The organism is Sphingobacterium sp. SYP-B4668 (genome assembly GCF_027627455.1).
GTDB lineage: Bacteria > Bacteroidota > Bacteroidia > Sphingobacteriales > Sphingobacteriaceae > Sphingobacterium.
In genome coordinates this window covers 1,716,064-1,734,842 of sequence record NZ_CP115483.1, presented here as the reverse complement: position 1 = coordinate 1,734,842, position 18,779 = coordinate 1,716,064, and the positions used below count along the sequence as shown (strand labels likewise).

Annotated in this window: 20 protein-coding genes and 2 tRNA genes; 7 read left to right on the top strand and 15 right to left on the bottom strand. The window is 40.5% G+C overall.

The window, feature by feature from the left end:
- The first annotated feature begins 4 nt into the window (after positions 1-4).
- Positions 5-889, top strand: a complete 885-nt coding sequence (locus OQ289_RS07345; RefSeq protein WP_270090065.1) for a DUF72 domain-containing protein — start codon at positions 5-7, stop codon at positions 887-889.
- 43 nt (positions 890-932) lie between these two features.
- Here OQ289_RS07345 and OQ289_RS07340 read toward each other — a convergent pair whose 3' ends face one another.
- Complete coding sequence (locus OQ289_RS07340) at positions 933-2,012, bottom strand: tetratricopeptide repeat protein (protein ID WP_270090064.1); 1,080 nt, start codon at positions 2,010-2,012, stop codon at positions 933-935.
- Between the two features lie 247 nt (positions 2,013-2,259).
- Complete coding sequence (locus OQ289_RS07335; protein WP_270090063.1) at positions 2,260-3,033, bottom strand: C40 family peptidase; 774 nt, start codon at positions 3,031-3,033, stop codon at positions 2,260-2,262.
- 79 nt (positions 3,034-3,112) lie between these two features.
- Between OQ289_RS07335 and OQ289_RS07330 the strand changes: the two genes are divergently transcribed.
- Positions 3,113-3,586, top strand: coding sequence for a universal stress protein (locus OQ289_RS07330; protein ID WP_033566000.1), 474 nt, complete (start codon positions 3,113-3,115; stop codon positions 3,584-3,586).
- An 11-nt stretch (positions 3,587-3,597) separates the two neighbouring features.
- Here OQ289_RS07330 and OQ289_RS07325 read toward each other — a convergent pair whose 3' ends face one another.
- The 7 genes from OQ289_RS07325 to OQ289_RS07295 all read right to left on the bottom strand — a co-directional run bounded on the left by OQ289_RS07325 (position 3,598) and on the right by OQ289_RS07295 (position 10,671).
- Positions 3,598-4,776: an RsmB/NOP family class I SAM-dependent RNA methyltransferase gene (locus tag OQ289_RS07325; RefSeq protein ID WP_270090062.1), complete on the bottom strand. Its 1,179-nt coding sequence runs from the start codon at positions 4,774-4,776 to the stop codon at positions 3,598-3,600.
- A gap of 9 nt (positions 4,777-4,785) precedes the next feature.
- Positions 4,786-6,072: an ABC transporter substrate-binding protein gene (locus OQ289_RS07320; RefSeq protein WP_270090061.1), complete on the bottom strand. Its 1,287-nt coding sequence runs from the start codon at positions 6,070-6,072 to the stop codon at positions 4,786-4,788.
- Positions 6,029-7,579: a glutamine-hydrolyzing GMP synthase gene (guaA, locus tag OQ289_RS07315; RefSeq protein ID WP_270090060.1), complete on the bottom strand. Its 1,551-nt coding sequence runs from the start codon at positions 7,577-7,579 to the stop codon at positions 6,029-6,031. The genes OQ289_RS07320 and guaA overlap by 44 nt, the downstream gene beginning before the upstream one ends.
- Positions 7,580-7,811: 232 nt before the next feature.
- On the bottom strand, positions 7,812-8,366 hold the full coding sequence (locus OQ289_RS07310) for a hypothetical protein (protein WP_270090059.1): 555 nt from the start codon (positions 8,364-8,366) through the stop codon (positions 7,812-7,814).
- Positions 8,367-8,467: 101 nt separating this feature from the next.
- Positions 8,468-9,304, bottom strand: coding sequence for an orotidine-5'-phosphate decarboxylase (gene pyrF / locus OQ289_RS07305; RefSeq protein WP_270090058.1), 837 nt, complete (start codon positions 9,302-9,304; stop codon positions 8,468-8,470).
- An 8-nt stretch (positions 9,305-9,312) separates the two neighbouring features.
- On the bottom strand, positions 9,313-9,909 hold the full coding sequence (locus OQ289_RS07300) for a TlpA family protein disulfide reductase (protein ID WP_270090057.1): 597 nt from the start codon (positions 9,907-9,909) through the stop codon (positions 9,313-9,315).
- A gap of 18 nt (positions 9,910-9,927) precedes the next feature.
- The gene (locus tag OQ289_RS07295; protein WP_033566007.1) at positions 9,928-10,671 is read right to left on the bottom strand and encodes an RluA family pseudouridine synthase; all 744 of its coding nucleotides are present in this window, start codon (positions 10,669-10,671) and stop codon (positions 9,928-9,930) included.
- 134 nt (positions 10,672-10,805) lie between these two features.
- Between OQ289_RS07295 and panB the strand changes: the two genes are divergently transcribed.
- Complete coding sequence (panB, locus tag OQ289_RS07290; RefSeq protein WP_033566008.1) at positions 10,806-11,621, top strand: 3-methyl-2-oxobutanoate hydroxymethyltransferase; 816 nt, start codon at positions 10,806-10,808, stop codon at positions 11,619-11,621.
- A gap of 17 nt (positions 11,622-11,638) precedes the next feature.
- The gene (locus OQ289_RS07285) at positions 11,639-12,244 is read left to right on the top strand and encodes a hypothetical protein (protein WP_270090056.1); all 606 of its coding nucleotides are present in this window, start codon (positions 11,639-11,641) and stop codon (positions 12,242-12,244) included.
- A gap of 73 nt (positions 12,245-12,317) precedes the next feature.
- Here the strand turns inward: OQ289_RS07285 and obgE are convergent, their stop codons facing one another.
- From obgE to OQ289_RS07265, 4 genes are all read right to left on the bottom strand, one after another.
- Positions 12,318-13,316 (bottom strand): GTPase ObgE, encoded by a 999-nt coding sequence (gene obgE, locus OQ289_RS07280; protein ID WP_033566010.1) that lies wholly within the window; start codon positions 13,314-13,316, stop codon positions 12,318-12,320.
- A gap of 47 nt (positions 13,317-13,363) precedes the next feature.
- Positions 13,364-13,933, bottom strand: a complete 570-nt coding sequence (locus OQ289_RS07275) for an adenylate kinase (RefSeq protein ID WP_033566011.1) — start codon at positions 13,931-13,933, stop codon at positions 13,364-13,366.
- Between the two features lie 66 nt (positions 13,934-13,999).
- A tRNA-Arg gene (locus OQ289_RS07270) sits at positions 14,000-14,073 on the bottom strand.
- A gap of 306 nt (positions 14,074-14,379) precedes the next feature.
- Positions 14,380-14,453 (bottom strand) — tRNA-Arg (locus OQ289_RS07265).
- Between the two features lie 290 nt (positions 14,454-14,743).
- On the opposite strand from OQ289_RS07265, the gene OQ289_RS07260 reads away from it, so the two are divergent.
- Complete coding sequence (locus OQ289_RS07260; RefSeq protein WP_270090055.1) at positions 14,744-15,580, top strand: alpha/beta fold hydrolase; 837 nt, start codon at positions 14,744-14,746, stop codon at positions 15,578-15,580.
- On the opposite strand, the gene OQ289_RS07255 is transcribed toward OQ289_RS07260, so the two are convergent.
- Entirely contained in the window at positions 15,557-16,363 is an 807-nt protein-coding gene (locus tag OQ289_RS07255; protein ID WP_270090054.1) for a patatin-like phospholipase family protein, read from the bottom strand. The genes OQ289_RS07260 and OQ289_RS07255 overlap by 24 nt on opposite strands.
- Positions 16,364-16,487: 124 nt before the next feature.
- Here OQ289_RS07255 and OQ289_RS07250 point away from each other — a divergent pair, with 124 nt between their 5' ends.
- Positions 16,488-17,087 (top strand): TetR/AcrR family transcriptional regulator, encoded by a 600-nt coding sequence (locus OQ289_RS07250; RefSeq protein WP_033566341.1) that lies wholly within the window; start codon positions 16,488-16,490, stop codon positions 17,085-17,087.
- A gap of 6 nt (positions 17,088-17,093) precedes the next feature.
- Complete coding sequence (locus tag OQ289_RS07245; RefSeq protein WP_270090053.1) at positions 17,094-17,726, top strand: NAD(P)H-dependent oxidoreductase; 633 nt, start codon at positions 17,094-17,096, stop codon at positions 17,724-17,726.
- A gap of 82 nt (positions 17,727-17,808) precedes the next feature.
- On the opposite strand, the gene OQ289_RS07240 is transcribed toward OQ289_RS07245, so the two are convergent.
- Positions 17,809-18,732: a PKD domain-containing protein gene (locus OQ289_RS07240; RefSeq protein WP_270090052.1), complete on the bottom strand. Its 924-nt coding sequence runs from the start codon at positions 18,730-18,732 to the stop codon at positions 17,809-17,811.
- Positions 18,733-18,779 lie beyond the last annotated feature (47 nt).

The following is an 18,779-nucleotide window of genomic DNA, read 5'->3' as shown; positions in this document are numbered from 1 at the left end:
GGTAATGAAATTTGGACAAGTCAGCAACCCAGAAGAGATAGATTTTACACTTCCCCCAACACCATCAGATACGTTGGACGTTTTGAGAAAAGGGGACCTCACTCGTCCATTTGAAGTGTCTGTGGGATGCGCAAAATGGAACAAAACGGATTTGAAAGGATTCTATCCCCGTGGTACGAAAGACGAACTGAGCTACTACGCTACCCAATTCAATAGTATCGAATTGAACGCTACTTTTTACAATAGTCCCTCTAAAGAACAGGTGGAAACGTGGAAATCAAAGACTCCGGCAGATTTCAAATTTTTCCCAAAAATCCCACAATCGATCAGTCATTTTGGTCGTCTGCTCAACGTCAGCGAGAAGGTGGCTTCTTTTGTGGATGCTGTTGCCCTTTTTGAAGATAAACTCGGAATGGTGTTCCTTCAAATGATTGACAATTTTAAACCCAAGGACTTCGATAGATTGGAGAAATTTGTGGAAGACTTCCCAAAAGGTGTTCCTTTGGCCGTGGAGGTGCGCAATGCAGAATGGTTTGCAGATAAAGACATCAGTGAAAAACTATATGAAGTTTTCAAAAAAAACAACATCAGCAATGTCCTGGTAGATACAGCGGGGAGGCGGGATATGTTACATATGAGATTGACAACGACCAGCGCTTTCGTACGCTATGTAGGTGCTAATCACCCAAGTGACTATGAGCGTCTGGATAACTGGGTGAAGGTAATCAAAGAGTGGAGAGCGGCAGGTCTGGAAAATCTATATTTTTTTATCCATCAAAATATCGAGCTTGAATCACCTCTACTAGCTACACATTTCATCAAAAAGTTAAATGAGAATTTTGATTTAGATTTGAGAGGTCCTCATAAAGATGACACGCTCTTTTCTTAATATGAATATTTAAGGGGCTGTCCAGTGGAAAGCTCCTTAAAGATTACCCCTCCTGTTCCAGTTCTTCAAATTTTTGAAAATCAAGTTGTGCACCTGTCTTATCCCCTAGCTTTTCCTTTATCTGGGCGCGATATTGATACAAATCAGAATAGTAGGGATTTAGATGGATAGCCATATCATAGTCGGCCAAAGCGCCATCCCAATTCTCCATCTTCTCTAATAATTCCGCTCGAAGGGTATACGGATAGAAATCTTCTTTTGCGATACTGATCCAACGGTCAAAATCTTGCTCCGCCATCGCTAGATTTCCAATTTTTTGGTAGATAGTAGCCCGTTCTTCAAATACTGGTATTTCATTGGATTGTAGATTTTCTGCTCGGTATAGATCCTGCAGTGCCAAATCATATTCACGAATAGCGGCATACAATTTTGCTCGATAGATGTAGGCATTGAAATGCGTGCTGTCCAATTCAATAGACTTATTATAGTCGAAAAGCGCATCATCATATCGAAGAAGTCGAGTCTGTAACGCGGCACGGTAAACATACAATTCAGCCAAAGTGGGGTTAAGTGAAATAGCGAGCGTATAGTCATCTAATGCTCCCCAATATGCAAATGCGTATACCTTTTCCAAGGCACGATTGACGAGATGGCTAACGTTTGCAGGTTCTTTATGGACAAGGGCATTCAAATCAGAAAGGTGTTCGCTGTTGGCGAGGTGTTCCTTCTCAAACTCACGCTGTTCAATCCATTCCATAAAGGAATAATAATTGAAATCTAATTTCTTAGCGACTTGATAGTCATAAAAAGCACCTTCATCATCGCCCAAAGCTGTATTTAATAAACTCCTACAAGCATAGAAAAAAGGCTCCTCGGGGTATGCTTCTATCGCTTGACTATATACTGCTTGCGCCTCTTCAATCTGATCTGCAGTGTATAGATTAATGGCTGATACAGCCAATGAAACAGCTCGAGGTACTGCTATAGAAACGCCATATTCGCGCTTATTCTCGGGTGAAGGGAATAAATATAAACTTGATAAAACAAACGAAACGTTAGTTGCCAAACCTAGGTGATTGAACTGTTCGTCTAGTCGTGAAATCTGCTCGTCCAAATTGTCCATAATTCAAAATTACCCAAAAAAGTTGGAAGAAGCGTCTTAATTCACATGTATATCATGACTTCGTTATTCTGGCAATTGGTAATAAGCTGATTTGATTCATCAACACAACTACAGCCTAGCCACACGTGGTTAAAAATGTCGTATTTCATAGGAAAAGAAACTACGTATGCTTTTACCATGTATGCAGCATCTATTTATCACTTAAAATGATGATAAATTAATTTATCATCATTTTAAGTGATAAATATCAAAGAAACCGCTTTACTATTCGTAATCTATGCGAATATTTATTAAGCTCTGCATTGAAAATCCCCTCCAGGTCCATGCGATCTATCCGCACCTTGGCGGATGCATGGATAATACGTTCTTCATCTAACATGATTCCAACGTGGGTAATTCGTCCCTGCTCGTTATCAAAAAAAGCTAAATCACCTTTTTTGATTTCGGTCAAAAAATCTACTGTAACACCTAATTCGGCTTGCTGATAGGCATCTCGAGGTAAGTTTATATTAAAATGACTGTAGATTAACTGGGAAAATCCGGAGCAATCAATTCCGTAACGGGAACGCCCACCCCAAAGGTATGGAGTGGATAAGTAATGCAGTACAAGAGCTTCGATATCCGTATCAAATCGTTCGGCGACAGGTGCGAAGGTATCGGCTTCTAGATGATAGGTGAAAGTTCCAAAGTTCAACTTGTCAAGCACTTCGGTATGGATACGGGTACCATGAAGTAAATTGATCTGCATATCTCCACTTGTAGCGATACCACCATCAATTCCTATCAAATGAAGCGGTTTATCATAATATATCTTTGACTCATCTTCGGTAAGAACCACAAATTGTCCCTGCTGCACAAATCCTGAATATGTCTCCTGCAATGTACGGACGGATGCCCAATCACTATCTTGTTCGACAATTTCAAATGCTTCTCCAAATAATATTTGAGAGACCATCTCACTTCTGTGCGATGCACTTGCCCGCAAAGGTACTATTGATAAATTGCAAATGCCTATAGCCATAATTATCGATTGTAGTGAAACAATATAGCGCTTATGTATGTTTTACTAACACGAAGGTAATTTTTTAAAATGATAAATCATGACTGCAACGCATCCAAAATTCCAACGTGTCCTCGTCGCGATTGACGACACGCCGTGTTCGATAAAAGCCATACTATACGCGAAAGAGATTACAAAATTGCTAAAGACCTCTATCGCCTTGGTGACTGTAGTCCCTCCCGCCACACCCGCAAGCTACGGTGCGGATCCACTTTTGGGTCAACAACCTATTATCATTCCAGAGGTTACTGAAATACAAGAAAAATCGGCACAGGACTTTTTAGAACGAATGAGTAGAGAATTTACAGAGGCTGGAGAGGTATTTACGTTCAATAAGGTGGGGTCGGTAAAACAAGAAATATTGTCGGTAGCACATGAATGGGCTGCAGATTTAATTATCATGGGATCCAATGGTCGTACTGGATTCGACCATTTCATCTCAGGAAGTGTATCTGAAGGTGTCATCCGTAAGGCCGCATGCCCAGTACTTGTGATTCCTGGAAAATGCGAGTAGTAGAGAGAGGGCTATACCTTGACAAGCTTTGCAGCAAACATCGTGTCAGCGCGATGTTCGTATCCTTTTAGTGTCAATATCTTTTCAGTCCTGCAGTGGAGATTGTCTTCTATAAATTGAATGGTATCTTCATTTTCCTCTTTAAATACCGAGCAGGTAATATATAGTAAGGTACCTCCTGGCTTCAAATGACGCAACACATTCTTAGCTATTTGACGCTGCAATACGGAGAATGACGCAATATTCTTTTCCTTAAATTGGGCTATCATTTCTGGGCTGCGTCCCCAAGTCCCAGAGCCAGAACAAGGTGCATCCAAAATAATTCCATCAAATTGCTCTCCGTTGAGGGCTTCAAGAGGGTCTTTCGTTAAATCAATGATTTTCTTCCTGTATTTCTTTATTCCGGCCTGATCAAATCTTTCATCGAGATTGCGTAAGATACTCATCCGAATATCTGATACCAATAAATCCGTGCCGGGATACTGATCCAAAAAGAGAAGAGCTTTTCCGCCCGACGCTGCACACGCATCCCACCATTTTTCTCCGGCAGTCACACTAATCAATTTCATCGTTTGCTGGGATGATAAATCCTGGACTTCATAGTGACCTGTTATGCCTTTCAATAACTGCAGATTGGTCCCATTTTTAAGTACCCATGTATTTTTCTCTAATGCTTGAAAGGCTATTTCAGCTTTAATTAGTGCCCTTTCAACAAGTTGCTCCGAACCTCGCCGCACACGGATATAAAGATGCGGCTGCTCGAACTGATTATTGAGGAAAGCTTGTGTATCAATGGAAGGAGATAGGTGTTGTATACAAGGAAAGATATCTAACTTATTGATGAAACCGGAGCTTGTCAAGAATGCCAGTTTCTCAGCAGGAGTATAAGCTTGTTGCTCTACCCATAATGGCTGGTAAATCGCTACGACATCGCTTTGTGGTTCGCATAGGAATTCAGCAATTGTCAATCGCTCTAAGAGTGACCGTTCTTTGGCAGCATTGCCTATCCTGAAAAAATTATAGCATAGACGGGAAGTCATCCTTCGGTCCGAAGACCCCATTTGCTTGTTTTCCCTAAAAAACTGGGTCAAAAATCGAGCAAATGGTTCCTTCCCCTGATAGACCGATAACACACGTTCAAAACTTCTTATCTGCTGGCCAACGCGCTTTTCATTAACATTTACTTCCATTACTATTTTTTAGCGATATTGAAATGCGCCATTACGATATTGCATAAAGCCTACAGCATTATTTACATATCCCCATGCAGCGTTATATTGGAAATCATACGAGTTGGACAACCCGTCATACGGCTCATTGACGACATGCTTTGCGTAATCTTTACCATACTTGGCAATCAAACGTCCAAAGTATTGAGCAGCATCGTATCCTTTGAAGGAAAATTCAGAAGGTTCAATCTTGTATGCCGCTCTGTAATTTGTTTTAAAATTTCGCACAGCGGACGAATTTTCCTGTAAGGAAAAGGAAGAAGTAATAGCTATATTGTAGCTATCCACGTTACTATAGGCTTTGAAGTCAAATCGATCCCAATTAGGATGACCATATACATTGAAAGCATAATAAGACTCATTACTCTGAGCCTCTAAGTTGCTTAAAAGAGATCTGAGGTTGACTGCGCTTGTGGTCCCAGTCAAGATAAAATTACTCCCGGTAGTAGTAAGGTGCTGATTGAGCTGATCAATGGTACTCACAGAATAGATTTTGATATCTGCTTTACTGGCCATTATCTCTGACTGTAGTCCATTCAAAAATTGCTTGCCATCACTATCTTCAGTATTATAGATAACAACGACATCTCCGGCCCGATAACGCTTAGCCACATCTTTGGCTACGGCGCGCATATGAACACGGATCGGCGGAGTCAAAGAGACCAAATTAGAAATATTGAATTCAGTGGGCATAGTAGCCGCTAAAGGAGATACCTGAAGGATATTTTTATTGATGGAGTTTTCGCCAAAAATGCGAATTTCCTTTGGATAGATAGGCCCAACTACCAAGGAAGCGTATTCAATATCGTCAGATTTTGCAAGCGCTGTCGTATGGGTAGCATCGTCTCTAGAATCCAAGATATTCAAGGTAAAGTTGGTTCCTTTTTTTGCAAGATCGTCCAACCCCATCTGAAACCCTTGATAGAAATCTAATGCCAATGCGGAGCGTTTGACGTCCTCTTCAGAAAGTGCATGGGTATTCATCTGATGCAATTGAAAAGGAAGTACCAAAGCTATCTGATTGACCCTAGATTTTTTTAGTGCCGCTTTTTTCTCTTCTGGAGATAGTTCTTTAACGGTCGTCTTTCCCTCGTCTTTTTTAGTCTCAGCACCAACATTTCCACCATTATAATCTGGTGCGCGAAGCACCTGCGTACCTTTCGGTGCGCAGGAAGCCACAATTAGTAGAAGTGCGGCAGCAATGCTTACAAGATTATTCCCACTCAATCGTTGCTGGTGGTTTCGAACTGATATCATAAACAACTCTGTTGATTCCTTTAACATGATTAATGATTTCGTTTGAAATTTTAGCAAGTAGATCGTAAGGTAAATGTATCCAATCGGCAGTCATTCCGTCTAAGGATCCTACAGCACGAAGGCTAACAACGTGCTCATAAGTACGCTCATCGCCCATCACACCTACCGATTTCACAGGTAGGAATATGGTACCTGCCTGCCAAACTTTATCATACCAACCTGACTCTTTCAAATTTCGGATGTAAATATCATCAGCATCTTGCAAAATCTGTACCCTTTCTGCAGTTATCTCTCCTAAAATACGAATTGCCAAGCCTGGCCCCGGAAAAGGGTGTCTACCAAGGATATTTGGATCTACATTTAATGTCTTTCCTACTTTACGGACTTCGTCCTTAAATAAGGTCTTTAAAGGCTCTACTACTTTAAGTTTCATATAGTCTGGCAATCCGCCAACATTATGATGTGATTTGATTGTAGCAGATGGTCCCTTTACAGAAATGGATTCGATAATATCTGGGTAAATGGTGCCTTGTCCCAACCACTTAGGCTCAATACCGTCTGGAAGTTCCTTTTGAATCTCTTTAGATGCTTCATCAAATACATCGATGAATGATGCACCGATCACTTTTCTCTTCTGCTCCGGCTCAGAAACTCCAGCCAACCTACCGTAAAATAGCTCTTTGGCATTTATTCCTTTTATATTCAAGCCCATGTTCTTGTAAGAATCAAGAACCTGCTCATACTCATTCTTACGGAGCAATCCGTGATCGACAAATATACAGTGTAGATTTTTGCCGATGGCTTGATGCAATAATACTGCAGCTACTGTAGAGTCTACCCCTCCTGACAACGCTAAGATAACGTGGTCGTCTCCGAGCTGTTGCTTTAAGTCTGCGACAGTAGTTTCGACAAAAGCATCTGGCGTCCACTCTTGTGCACATCCGCATATATTGACTACAAAATTCTTCAGCAAAATCTGCCCATCTGTACTATGGGTCACCTCAGGATGAAACTGTATACCATAAGTCTGGGTACCCTCCACCTGATAGGCCGCGACTCGTACCTTATCTGTGCTTGAAATAATCTTAAAATTAGCCGGAACTTCTTTGATGGTATCTCCATGAGACATCCATACTTGAGACTGAAGGGGAACTCCAGCCAATAACTCGTTTTGCTCGTCTACAAATTGTAGATTGGCGCGTCCATACTCACGAATTTCTGAAGGAAGAACTTCGCCCCCAGATTGCTGGGCTATATATTGAGCTCCGTAGCAAACTCCTAAAAGTGGAAAGCGTGATTGGATAGATTGAAAATCAATCTGTGGAGCATCTTCTTGTCTAACTGAATATGGACTACCTGAGAAGATAACACCTTTAACCGAATCATCAAACTCTGGAAGATGATTGTATGGATGAATTTCGCAATATACGCTCAGTTCACGTACACGTCTAGCTATCAATTGCGTATACTGTGAACCAAAATCGAGAATAATAATTTTTTCTGGCATGGCGCAAAGTTACGGATTTGTGCTGAAATATATCGAAGTAAATTTTAATCAATCTATTCCACACCTAAACTTCACTATTCATTATAATTCGTTGATTCTCAAACCTGGCCTACCTATATTTCTATTAAAACTATCATTTTATCAACTGTAGAATATGATTAAATTTGGACTTCTAGGGCTAATCTTCAGCATTTACATCCAAGCATGGATTGCAAATGAATAGATATGTAGATTACCAAGGTTTAAAATCAGACTGAATGGGCTTGGTCAAATCAAACTCAACCGAGAACAAACGATCTGACCCAATTCGTCTAAGATTGTAGGTAAACTTATCTTGCTCTAGCGTGACCCACCATACATTGAAACACGCATAATCAATCAATGCACAGGTCTCGACATCAGCGGGGAACATTTGCAGACTGGCCGTTCCCTCGTTCGGGGCTACACCACCATAAAAGGTTATCTTATCTGGCGTACCGTCAGACATTCGGTGGTCATGCTTTAACTCTATCCTCTCATCAACCAGTGAAAAAATCCATGTCCGAGATTTATCGTCGCCCACATAAAAAGGAACTTTAACTTGTCCAGCATCCCAGCTCAATACCTGCATAAGCAAAGGCTTCCCTGTAAAACCGTCACCCTCTTTCCCTCCTGCAATAATCTTACCTTCGTAGTACTGCCCCAAATGTCGTTCAAAGGCGTTAATAAATGACTGTGGCTTGGACTGCTGGGCGGCACCTGTGTGCAACACAACACACGAAACGAACAAAACAATAAGATGCTTCATGATAGGGATAATTATAAAAGTCGTAAGATAGTGAATATATCAACAAAAAGCGGGCTGTCTTCAATAACGAAAACAACCCGCTTTTACTATTTAAAAGAATGTTAACCAATTACCCCGTAGCGCAATAGCTCAGCTTCCATTTGCTTCTGCAGCAATTGGGCCTCTTCACGAGCACGCTCAGCAAAGTCTCTTCCATTTGAAGCATAAATGATGCCTCTCGTACTATTGACCAAAAGTCCGCAATCTTTGTTCATCCCATACTTACACACATCCTCTAAACTCCCCCCCTGCGCACCAACTCCAGGCACCAAAAGGAAATGGGTAGGTGCATGCTCTCTAATCTTAACAAAACCTTCGCCCCTGGTAGCACCGACCACGTACATAATTTGCTCGTCACTCCCCCAAGTATTGACCTTGTCAAGAACTTCTTCAAACAATTGTTTTCCTGTAGCATTTTTAAAATTTTGAAAGTCTAAGCTTCCAGGATTAGATGTCAAAGCGAGTACAATAGCCCATTTGTCTTTAAAATCAAGAAAAGGGGTAACGGAATCTTGTCCCATATAAGGGGCAATCGTAATTGAATCAAAACTCATTCCGGAATTCACATCATCGAAGAAAGCACTGGCATACATCTTAGAGGTATTACCGATATCTCCGCGCTTAGCATCTGCAATACTAAAACAATTTTTAGGCAAAGCAGCCCAAGTCTTCTGAAGGGCTTCCCATCCTTTGACACCATAGCTTTCATAGAAAGCAATATTGGGTTTATAAGCCACGCACAAATCTTCGGTGGCTTCGATAATAGCTTTATTGAACGCAAAAATTGGATCTTCATGATCCAATAAATGTTCTGGAATTTTGGTAAGGTCGGTATCTAATCCTACGCATAAGAATGATCGCTTGACCCGTATTTGATGAATGAGCTCTGCTCTAGTCATTAATAGTATTATTTGTTAATCAATTCGTTGATAAAATCTGTCACTTCGGGTCTACTATAATCGGCCATGCCTTCGTGGCGTGCTGCAATAGCTCCAGTCTTATCCAAGATAAGTGTTGTCGGAATAGACCCACCCAACCACGTTTGCGGAATCTCTCCGACAGGGAAGTGTATCGGCATAGTCAATTTCTCGGCTTTCAGGAAATCGTGAGCTTTCTCAACATCATTCTCGATTTCGACGATTAAGAAAGCCACCTTGTCGTTGTCCTTAAACCTATCGTACAAGACTTGAATAGATGGCATTTCGGCTTTGCACGGAGGGCACCAAGTGGCCCAAAAGTTCACGAAAACAACTTTACCTTTCAAATCATGCGTATTGACTTGCTTTCCAGATGCATCTACAAATGAAAGGTTAGGCTCACCGACAGTAGTGTTGGTTACTGCGACACTATCTTTGGATTCCTTTGGTGCTTCCAAGGTCGGCTTGAATAGCCCTATCTTCATCAGACCTTGTTGAAAATAAGAACGGCTAGTAGGCCATATCAGTAATGCAATGAGCACAACAAATATGACATTAAAGATGATTTTCTTAGTTTTTGGATTCATGATATACAATAAAAGGTGTTAAGCATCAAATTTCTCTAATTGCTTGACCAAGATAGCAAAATCTTTGGGGTAAGGAGCTTCAAAAGTGTATTGCTTTTGGTCGATTGTAAAGGTTACCTTTTTGGAATGGAGGGCAAAACGCTTCATAATAGGTTGCTCATCCTCGTCCTTAGACAAAGTGAATCCTCTTTTCTTAATCTGAGAAAGATACACAGGCTTACCTCGGTACATGTCATCCCCTACGATAGCGGCGTGCTGCGTAGCTAAATGAATACGAATCTGATGCATCCGACCTGTAATCGGCTTACACTCGACTAAAGTATAATGCTTGAAATATTGTATCGAATTAAAGATTGTTTCAGCAGCCTTACCATTATATCGATCGATTGAAACATTCTTATTGCCTTGATTGAGGATGGGCAGATCGACTTTAAGATCATTGAACACATGGGTACCTTCTATCACCGCATGGTAAATCTTATCTACTCGTCGCTTTTCAAATTCAATGGAAATGAGTCTATACGTTTCGGGATTTTTAGCAATCAAGAGAATCCCGGAGGTTTCTTTGTCCAAGCGGTGACAGATTTGTGCTTCAGCAAAGTATTTTTTTGCGAGACGAAGTATATTGACTTCACCACCTTCGCGCTCATCCAATGATGCTATAAAGGGAGGTTTGTTAATGACTATAATGTTATCATCTTCATGTATGATCAGTTCGGGGAACTTGGGGTATTTAAAGAGTTTGCCTTCGCTTTGCTTCATTATGCAAAATTACGAAATCCCTTTGAGATAGCTATTACTATCGGATTAGGTTTCTAATTAATGACATTAAATCAGCAGGATAATGGGCTTTTGCTTAAAAAAACTATACTTTTGCTTATACAACAAATCAAAATATGTCTGTAAATAAAGAAATCACCAGAATTACGACTTCTATCATTCAAGATATGAAGAACCGTAAAGAAAAAGTTGCAATGTTGACGGGGTATGATTACTCTATAGCCAGAGCCTTGGATGAGGGCGGAGTTGAAATCATATTGGTTGGGGACTCGGCCGCAAATGTATTTGCTGGCTACGAAACTACCTTACCGATAACTCTAGACCACATGATCTACCATGCCTCAGCAGTAGTCAGAGGTACAAAACGCGCTATGGTGGTCGTAGATCTGCCCTTCGGTAGTTACCAAGGTGATGTAAATGACGCTTACAAAGCAGCAGTAAGGGTCATGAAAGAATCGGGTGCACATGCACTTAAACTTGAAGGAGGTGAGGAAATCATCGATAATATCAAAAAAATAGTAGATACTGGTATTCCTGTATGTGGTCATTTAGGATTGACACCTCAATCTATTTATAAATTCGGTAATTTTGGTGTTAGGGCAAAAGAAGAGGCTGAGGCCGAAAAATTGAAGACCGATGCACTGGCTCTTCAAGAAGCAGGCTGCTTTGCAATAGTATTGGAAAAAATACCGGCCACATTAGCTACCGAGGTATCCAAATCCCTTCGGATCCCAACTATTGGCATCGGCGCGGGAAATGGCTGTGATGGACAGGTGCTAGTGGTCAACGATATGCTGGGGCTGACAAAGGGTTTTAAACCAAAATTCTTACGTCAATATCTCAACCTATATGAAGAAATGACCAAGGCCGTGGGACAATATGTCACGGATGTCAAAGCTGTTAACTATCCAAATGAAAATGAACAGTACTAATATCATCATTCGCCAGTATGTTTAAGGCATTGTTGGTAATTGGATTAATAGGATTTGTTCTCTATTTCGTTTCCAAAAAAATATCAGGTTTTGTAGGTACCACCGCTACAGTAGTCAGAAGGAATCAATATTTTCTTTTGCGAGCAGGTATGGGGCGGATTAGCAAAATATCAAATATGGCAATTGCGAATGCTGGCGTAGGATTTATCCTACTGGTCATCGTACTTATTCTTGCTATTAAAATAAAGATACTTTTAATCTTACTCCCCATTAGTCTTTACCTGATAGGCCAACTTTTTGTATTGACCAATCACATCCGAGCCACAAAAAATCAAGCGGTGTGGTTTGACCCTGACAGCTCGGATTTTGTCATTGAATATGTCAAGGACAAAACCTATCGTTTCAATCTGCTCCGTGATGTAACTGCCGTAGAACAGGTAGAGTCTATACAAAAGACCAAAGGTCTATCTTTTGGTTATTATAGACTGATTACAAAAGACAACGTAGTTGAAATCCCCTGTATGCTCTTTGATGCAAACAGCAATCCATCGAAGTTGCTTATGGATACCATGGATGCCAATTTCAGAATCGAGGTGAATAAAAAATTATTCCCCATTATTTGATATGGAATTACAAAAGAAGGGGAGCATAAAAAATGCTCCCCTTCTTTTGTATTACGAAAATTATTAATATCGGTTAAGCATGTATAGCTTTCCAAATCATATCTTTAAGCTGAAGAATATTCTTACCTGATACGGAAGAAATAAAGATATATGGGATGTCTTTGGGGACCTCTAGTTCCATTTCTTTCTCCAACTCCTCATCCAGCATATCGGCCTTAGTAATAGCCAACAATTTGGGCTTATCCATCAATTCTGGATTATAAGCTGTAAGCTCCTTTAAAAGGATGTTGTACTCCTCAGTGATTGAACGGTCGGTATCCGCCGGAACCATAAACAACAGCACAGAGTTTCGCTCGATGTGACGCAAGAAGCGATACCCCAAGCCCTTCCCCTCGGAAGCACCCTCAATGATGCCAGGAATATCCGCCATCACGAAAGACTTGTTGTCTCTATAGGCTACAATCCCCAGATTGGGTACCAAAGTGGTAAAAGGATAATTGGCAATTTCGGGTTTCGCAGCAGACACTACTGAAAGTAAAGTAGATTTACCCGCATTTGGAAAGCCAACAAGCCCTACATCAGCAAGGACCTTCAACTCTAGGATAATCCATTGCTCCTTTCCTGGCATTCCCGGTTGGCAATAGCGTGGGGTCTGTTGGGTAGATGACTTGAAATGCCAGTTTCCTAAACCGCCAATACCTCCAGGTGTTAAGATCTTGGTCTCTCCCTCTTCGGTAATATCAAACAACACCTCACCTGTCTCAGCATCCCTAGCAATAGTACCTAGCGGAACTTCCAATATCTCATCCTTACCAAAAGCTCCCGATCGCAATGCACTACCACCTCGTTCTCCATCTGAGGCAATGATATGTTTTCTATATTTGAGGTGCAATAGCGTCCAGAGTTGACTAGTGCCTCTGAGTATAATATGCCCTCCACGACCTCCATCACCTCCATCGGGGCCTCCCTTTGCGGTATGCTTGTCTCGATGTAGGTGGGCAGAACCCGCGCCCCCATGGCCAGATCGGCAACACACCTTCACGTAATCTACAAAATTTGATCCTTGAGCCATTTAATTAAAACCTCTTAAAAGTAAAAAAGAAAACTAACTAGACTTCTCTAGTATTTGTCCACAATATTAGTTAACTCACTAAATATAGAGTCAATCTCTCCAATACCATTCACTTTTGACAACTTACCTTGCGCTTCATAGTAAGGTAATACGTGGATGGTTTTTTCAAAATACTCTTCGATACGCTTTGTCAACTTATCAGCAGCATCGTCAGCTCTTCCAGAAATTTCCTGTCTTTTTGCAATACGTGCTTTCAATTCATCTTCGTTAACATCAAGTGCGATCACCCCAGTGATGGAAGACTGAACGGATTCTAAGAACTTGTCCAAAGCTTCTGCTTGTGCAACCGTGCGTGGAAATCCGTCAAAAATAAACCCTTTTGCTTCTGGATTTTTTTGGATTTCCTCTTCCAACATTGCAATTGTCACCGAATCTGGAACAAGATTTCCATCTGCAATGATTTGACTAACTTGCTGACCTAAGGTTGTTTGATTTTGGATATGCGCTCTAAACAGATCGCCTGTAGAAATATGGACCAATTGGTATTTATCAATCAGCTTCGTTGATTGTGTACCTTTGCCCGCTCCAGGAGGGCCAAATAAAACAAGGTTTAGCATAGTTGTATTTCTGTAAAAAAAATAAAAGCCTAATCAGAAATAAGATTAGGCTTGGAATTAAACAAGTGCGCTCAAAGGGAGTCGAACCCCTAACCTCCTGATCCGTAGTCAGGTGCTCTATCCAATTAAGCTATGAGCGCGGCTACCAACACTTTTGGACAATAAGCCTTTTCCGTTTTGGTGATGCAAATATAGGGAAAATCCATCTTTGCACAAATTTTTTTTCATCTATTTTACTTTTCCCACTATTTACGAATATGGATCGAGACAGAAAAGATATGGCTATGGTATCCATATTATTGATATTTGAAACTCATTATTTTCCTTGTATAGAAAATATCCTTCATAGCAAAAAAAACACCTCTTCTTTGAGATTAACATGCCGAAAAAGGCAATTTAATAAGAAAAAGAATTGAAAAATATAAAAGATGGGAATTTAAAAAATGTGCGCTCAAAGGGAGTCGAACCCCTAACCTCCTGATCCGTAGTCAGGTGCTCTATCCAATTAAGCTATGAGCGCAAACCGTGTACTCTGCGAGGATATCCCTCGTTTTGTTTTGGTGATGCAAATATCGTTACTTTTATCTAATTTCCAAATTTAAATATCGTTTTTTGAGAGCTTTTAAAACTATAAATCAATTATCTTGTTGATTATATTGCAGTTCCTTTGTTAAAATATTTTTTCAACACTGTAAAAACTGGTGATCGTAGTACATTTCAGCGTATATATTTTTTACCCGTATCATGAAAACCAACCATTTTGTCTAAGTTTAAGTTTACACAATTATTCACAACATACAGTTTTAGCACATGACAGACCGTAACTTCAAAAGCAGCAAAATCAGGATAGGAGATATCAGTATATCCTATTATTTCAAACCTGCACTCACTCCTAGTCCCGTCAAGACCATTATATTCATACATGGCTTCCCTTTTAATAAAAATACATGGAGACCACAATTGGAAAGTCTTGCCGATGATGTAACAGGGATTGCTATTGATGTCAGAGGACATGGAAATACGACATCAAGCCATGGATTTTTCAGCATCGATGTCTTTGCTAAGGACTTAGTAGCCTTTATCAAAAAAATGGAATTAGGTAAAGTGGTCTTATGCGGAGTCTCTATGGGTGGCTACATAGCACTACGAACAGCCGAACTGATATCCGAAAACATCAACGGTCTAATCCTTAGCGACACCCATGCCAAGGCCGATGACAATAAGGGCAAACAAAAACGATTTGACTCGATACAAGCTATACTGCAACATGGACGGAGACCATTTGCAATTGGTTTTGTAGAGAATATCTTGCATCCTAATACGATACAGCTCCGCAACGATGTAGTCGAATTGATTAAAAGCAGTATAAGAAGAAACAGTATAAATAGTATATGCGCTACCCAACTCGCCTTGGCTAGTCGTACGGATACCACCGCATCTTTATCTAACATCAAGGTGCCAGTGATAGTCATTCGGGGAGCAGAAGACAACGTAACGCCCAAGGCCTATATGGAAGAACTTCACCAGGCAATCACAGGCTCCGAATATATGGAGTTTGAAGACTGTGGACATCTACCTAACTTGGAGGCACCCGAAAAATTCAATAGTGTGATGAATACTTTTTTAAAAAACCTGCACGTCGAGTAGAGCTTTTTCCGTCAATTCTATACCCTTTTCAATCAAGTATTCAGACCTGTCATAATCCCATAGTCCCGATATGTTGTGCGGAATAGTAACGATATAATCTGGTTGATAAAGTGCCAGACTTTGAGATGCTAATTTTCTCCGCATTGCATAATAGGCATGGGTGAGGACGCCTATAGAGTTTAGTTTTGGCACTGCATTATTTTTTTGGACGACCAACTCGGGATCTGGATGTCCATCTAAATTGACGGCCACAACAATGTTATTTTTGTGTTGAACATGATTGATGGGCAAAGGGTTGAGCACTCCGCCATCTACCAAAAATTGTTCATCGACACTCACGGCAGTAAATACTGCAGGAATAGCGATAGAGGCGCGGATAGCGTCATACATACTCCCTGTTCGAAAAACCACGTCTTCCTCTTTCTTGAGATCAGTGGCAACGGCGGTGTATCGAATCGGCAAATCTTCTATTGCCATATCGGGGACGATTTGTTTTAAGACTTCAAATATCCGGACACCTTTCATCACACCAGCGCCAGAATAAGTAAAGTCCATTAATCTAAAAATCTCGCGCTTACTCAAACTCTTCAGCCAATCTCGAAATTGATCTAATTTTCCCTGTGCATATATCCCACCAACCAATGAGCCTATCGAACAGCCAACCACTTCATCAATGACAAATCCCTTGGATTCTAACGCATAAATAACTCCTATTTCTGAAATTCCGCGAGCTCCGCCACTGCCGAGAACGAGCGAAACATGTTTTTTGGTTCCAATATCCATAGTCTAAAAATACAATATTAAGTGCAGACGCGAATGTCATATAAAAGTATAAAAATCCAGAAGGTATTGGTTGGAATTAAAACCCTACCTACCTTTGTTAACAGTGTTAACTAAATGTCTGAACATGGAAAAAGCGATACAAAGGCAGCAAGAGCAAGAGCAGTTGAAAAATTTAATCATCGAACAATCCCGAATCATTATTGAGGAGGAAGGATGGTCGGCCTTGTCCATCCGCAAAATAGCCGATGCCATCGGATACAGTGTACCAGTGATTTACAAACATTTTACTAGCAAGGACGATATTATCGAATACTTCACAAAGGAAGGCTTTGAATTATTAGCCACACAACTATCGAATGCTATTCAGACTGACCATGCAGCTGCAGACAAAATCAATCGTATCGCGAAAGCTTACTGGGCATTTGCTTTTACACACCAAAAGCACTACGAGATTATGTTTGGACTTGGTATCCCTACATGTGAGGCTATCCAAACTGTATCTGAAAAAAGACAAACCTCAGATGTAATTTACAGCGTCATTGCAGAGGCTGTAACTCAGAGCGGTCGAACGGATATAGACATACACTTAAAACTCAAGACCTTTTGGTCCATCATGCATGGACTTGTTGCTTTAGAATTATTATCAAACAATCAAAAATCCATCCAACCATCTGACATAATGAAAGATGCAATAGATGGTTATATCAAATCATTAATAAATTAAAATAAAATGAGCTTAATAGAAAATCTGAACTGGAGATATGCCACTAAAAAAATGAATGGCGAACAGGTCTCCCAAGAAAAAATTAATTATATCCTTGAAGCCGCACGATTGGCTCCTACGTCATCCGGACTTCAACCTTACAAAATCATTGAAATCAGTAATGCAGAACTGAAAGAAAAAATACAACCTATAGCGTTCAACCAATCGCAGATAGTAGACTCGTCGCACTTGTTGATTTTTGCGGCATATGACCAGTATACCAAAGACCGTGTAGATGAAGTATTTACTCAACAGGAAGTAGAACGTGGACTACCGACTGGATATGCTGACGATTACAAAAACCAACTTTTCGGTATGCTTTCTACTAGAGAGCAACAGCAACAATTTGAGCATGCGGCACGTCAAGCTTATATAGGTTTTGGACTTGCAATAGCGGCGGCAGCTGAGCAAAAAGTGGACGCGACCCCCATGGAGGGTTTTAACAATCAACAGTTGGACGAGCTATTAGGATTAGAAGCGTATGGCTTAAAATCAGTCACGATACTAGCTTTGGGCTATAGAGATACGGAGAACGATTGGTTGGTCAATATGAAAAAAGTGAGAAAAGATAAAAAGGACTTTGTCATCAACTTGAATTAACTTGAATATTACGACACGAAAAAGGGACAATAGTTTTTGTCCCTTTTTCGTGTCGTAATCTATTATATTATCGGACACATGATCATTTGTGTTGAGTTACTATCAATGCGTTATAGCAATTGGTGTTGGGCTCCCGAGAAAGGACAACCTTATCAATCTTCAATCCTCCTCCAAAAGTCAAACCAATACAGTAACTATAGATATCCTGTTGTTTGACATTGGTTCCCATGTTGATAGTGACGCCGGCACGTTCGTTCTTACAGAAAAATTTGTTCAATATATATCGATAGCGTACATTGAAGTCTCCACCGTCAGCGATGGCTTGCAACTGCACTTTTAGGTCATCCATAGCAACTTTTTGAGCAAGATTATCGACAATCAAGCTATCGAGACTATCAATCTCCATGCCTGTGATTGACATCGTTCTATATGTAAATCGAAGGGTTTTATCCGATCGGACCTTGACACGATATTGCCCGGGTTTAGAATAAGTATACTGTGCAATTTTCCCTATAAAATCAACTTTACCAGTCTCGCCAAACCACCATTCGAAGACTTCTCCTGGACCATCTACACTAAGCTTTACTTCAGCCAATACTTCTCCTGTCGTAGGTCCGGAAATACGCAATGTGCTATCTACCTCTTTGGGTACGGTATCCTTTACCGTCACAAAAAATTCTTCTTTCAAATGGTCATTGACCATCAGCTTGACCACATAGGTACCAGCCTGGTGGTACCTGTACTTCCCATCTTGCCGCACAGATGTATCTCCATTGCCAAAACTCCAAAGCCATTTTGTGGCTCCTATGGTATTGTCCATATAAACTAAATCTTCGTTCAAAGCCATATCTTGATTAAAGACTTTAGCCTTTATAGAATCCTTAGGCTCCATAAAAAACTTCATCACCATCACAGTAAGACCTATCAGAAGGATAGCTCCTATTGCACTGATTATTAAATAGCTTTTATAGTTGAATTTATCATCTGAAGGCTCTGCTTTCACCACTGTCTACATCAATTTGAAGTATAACATTTAATAGGATTACTCATCAC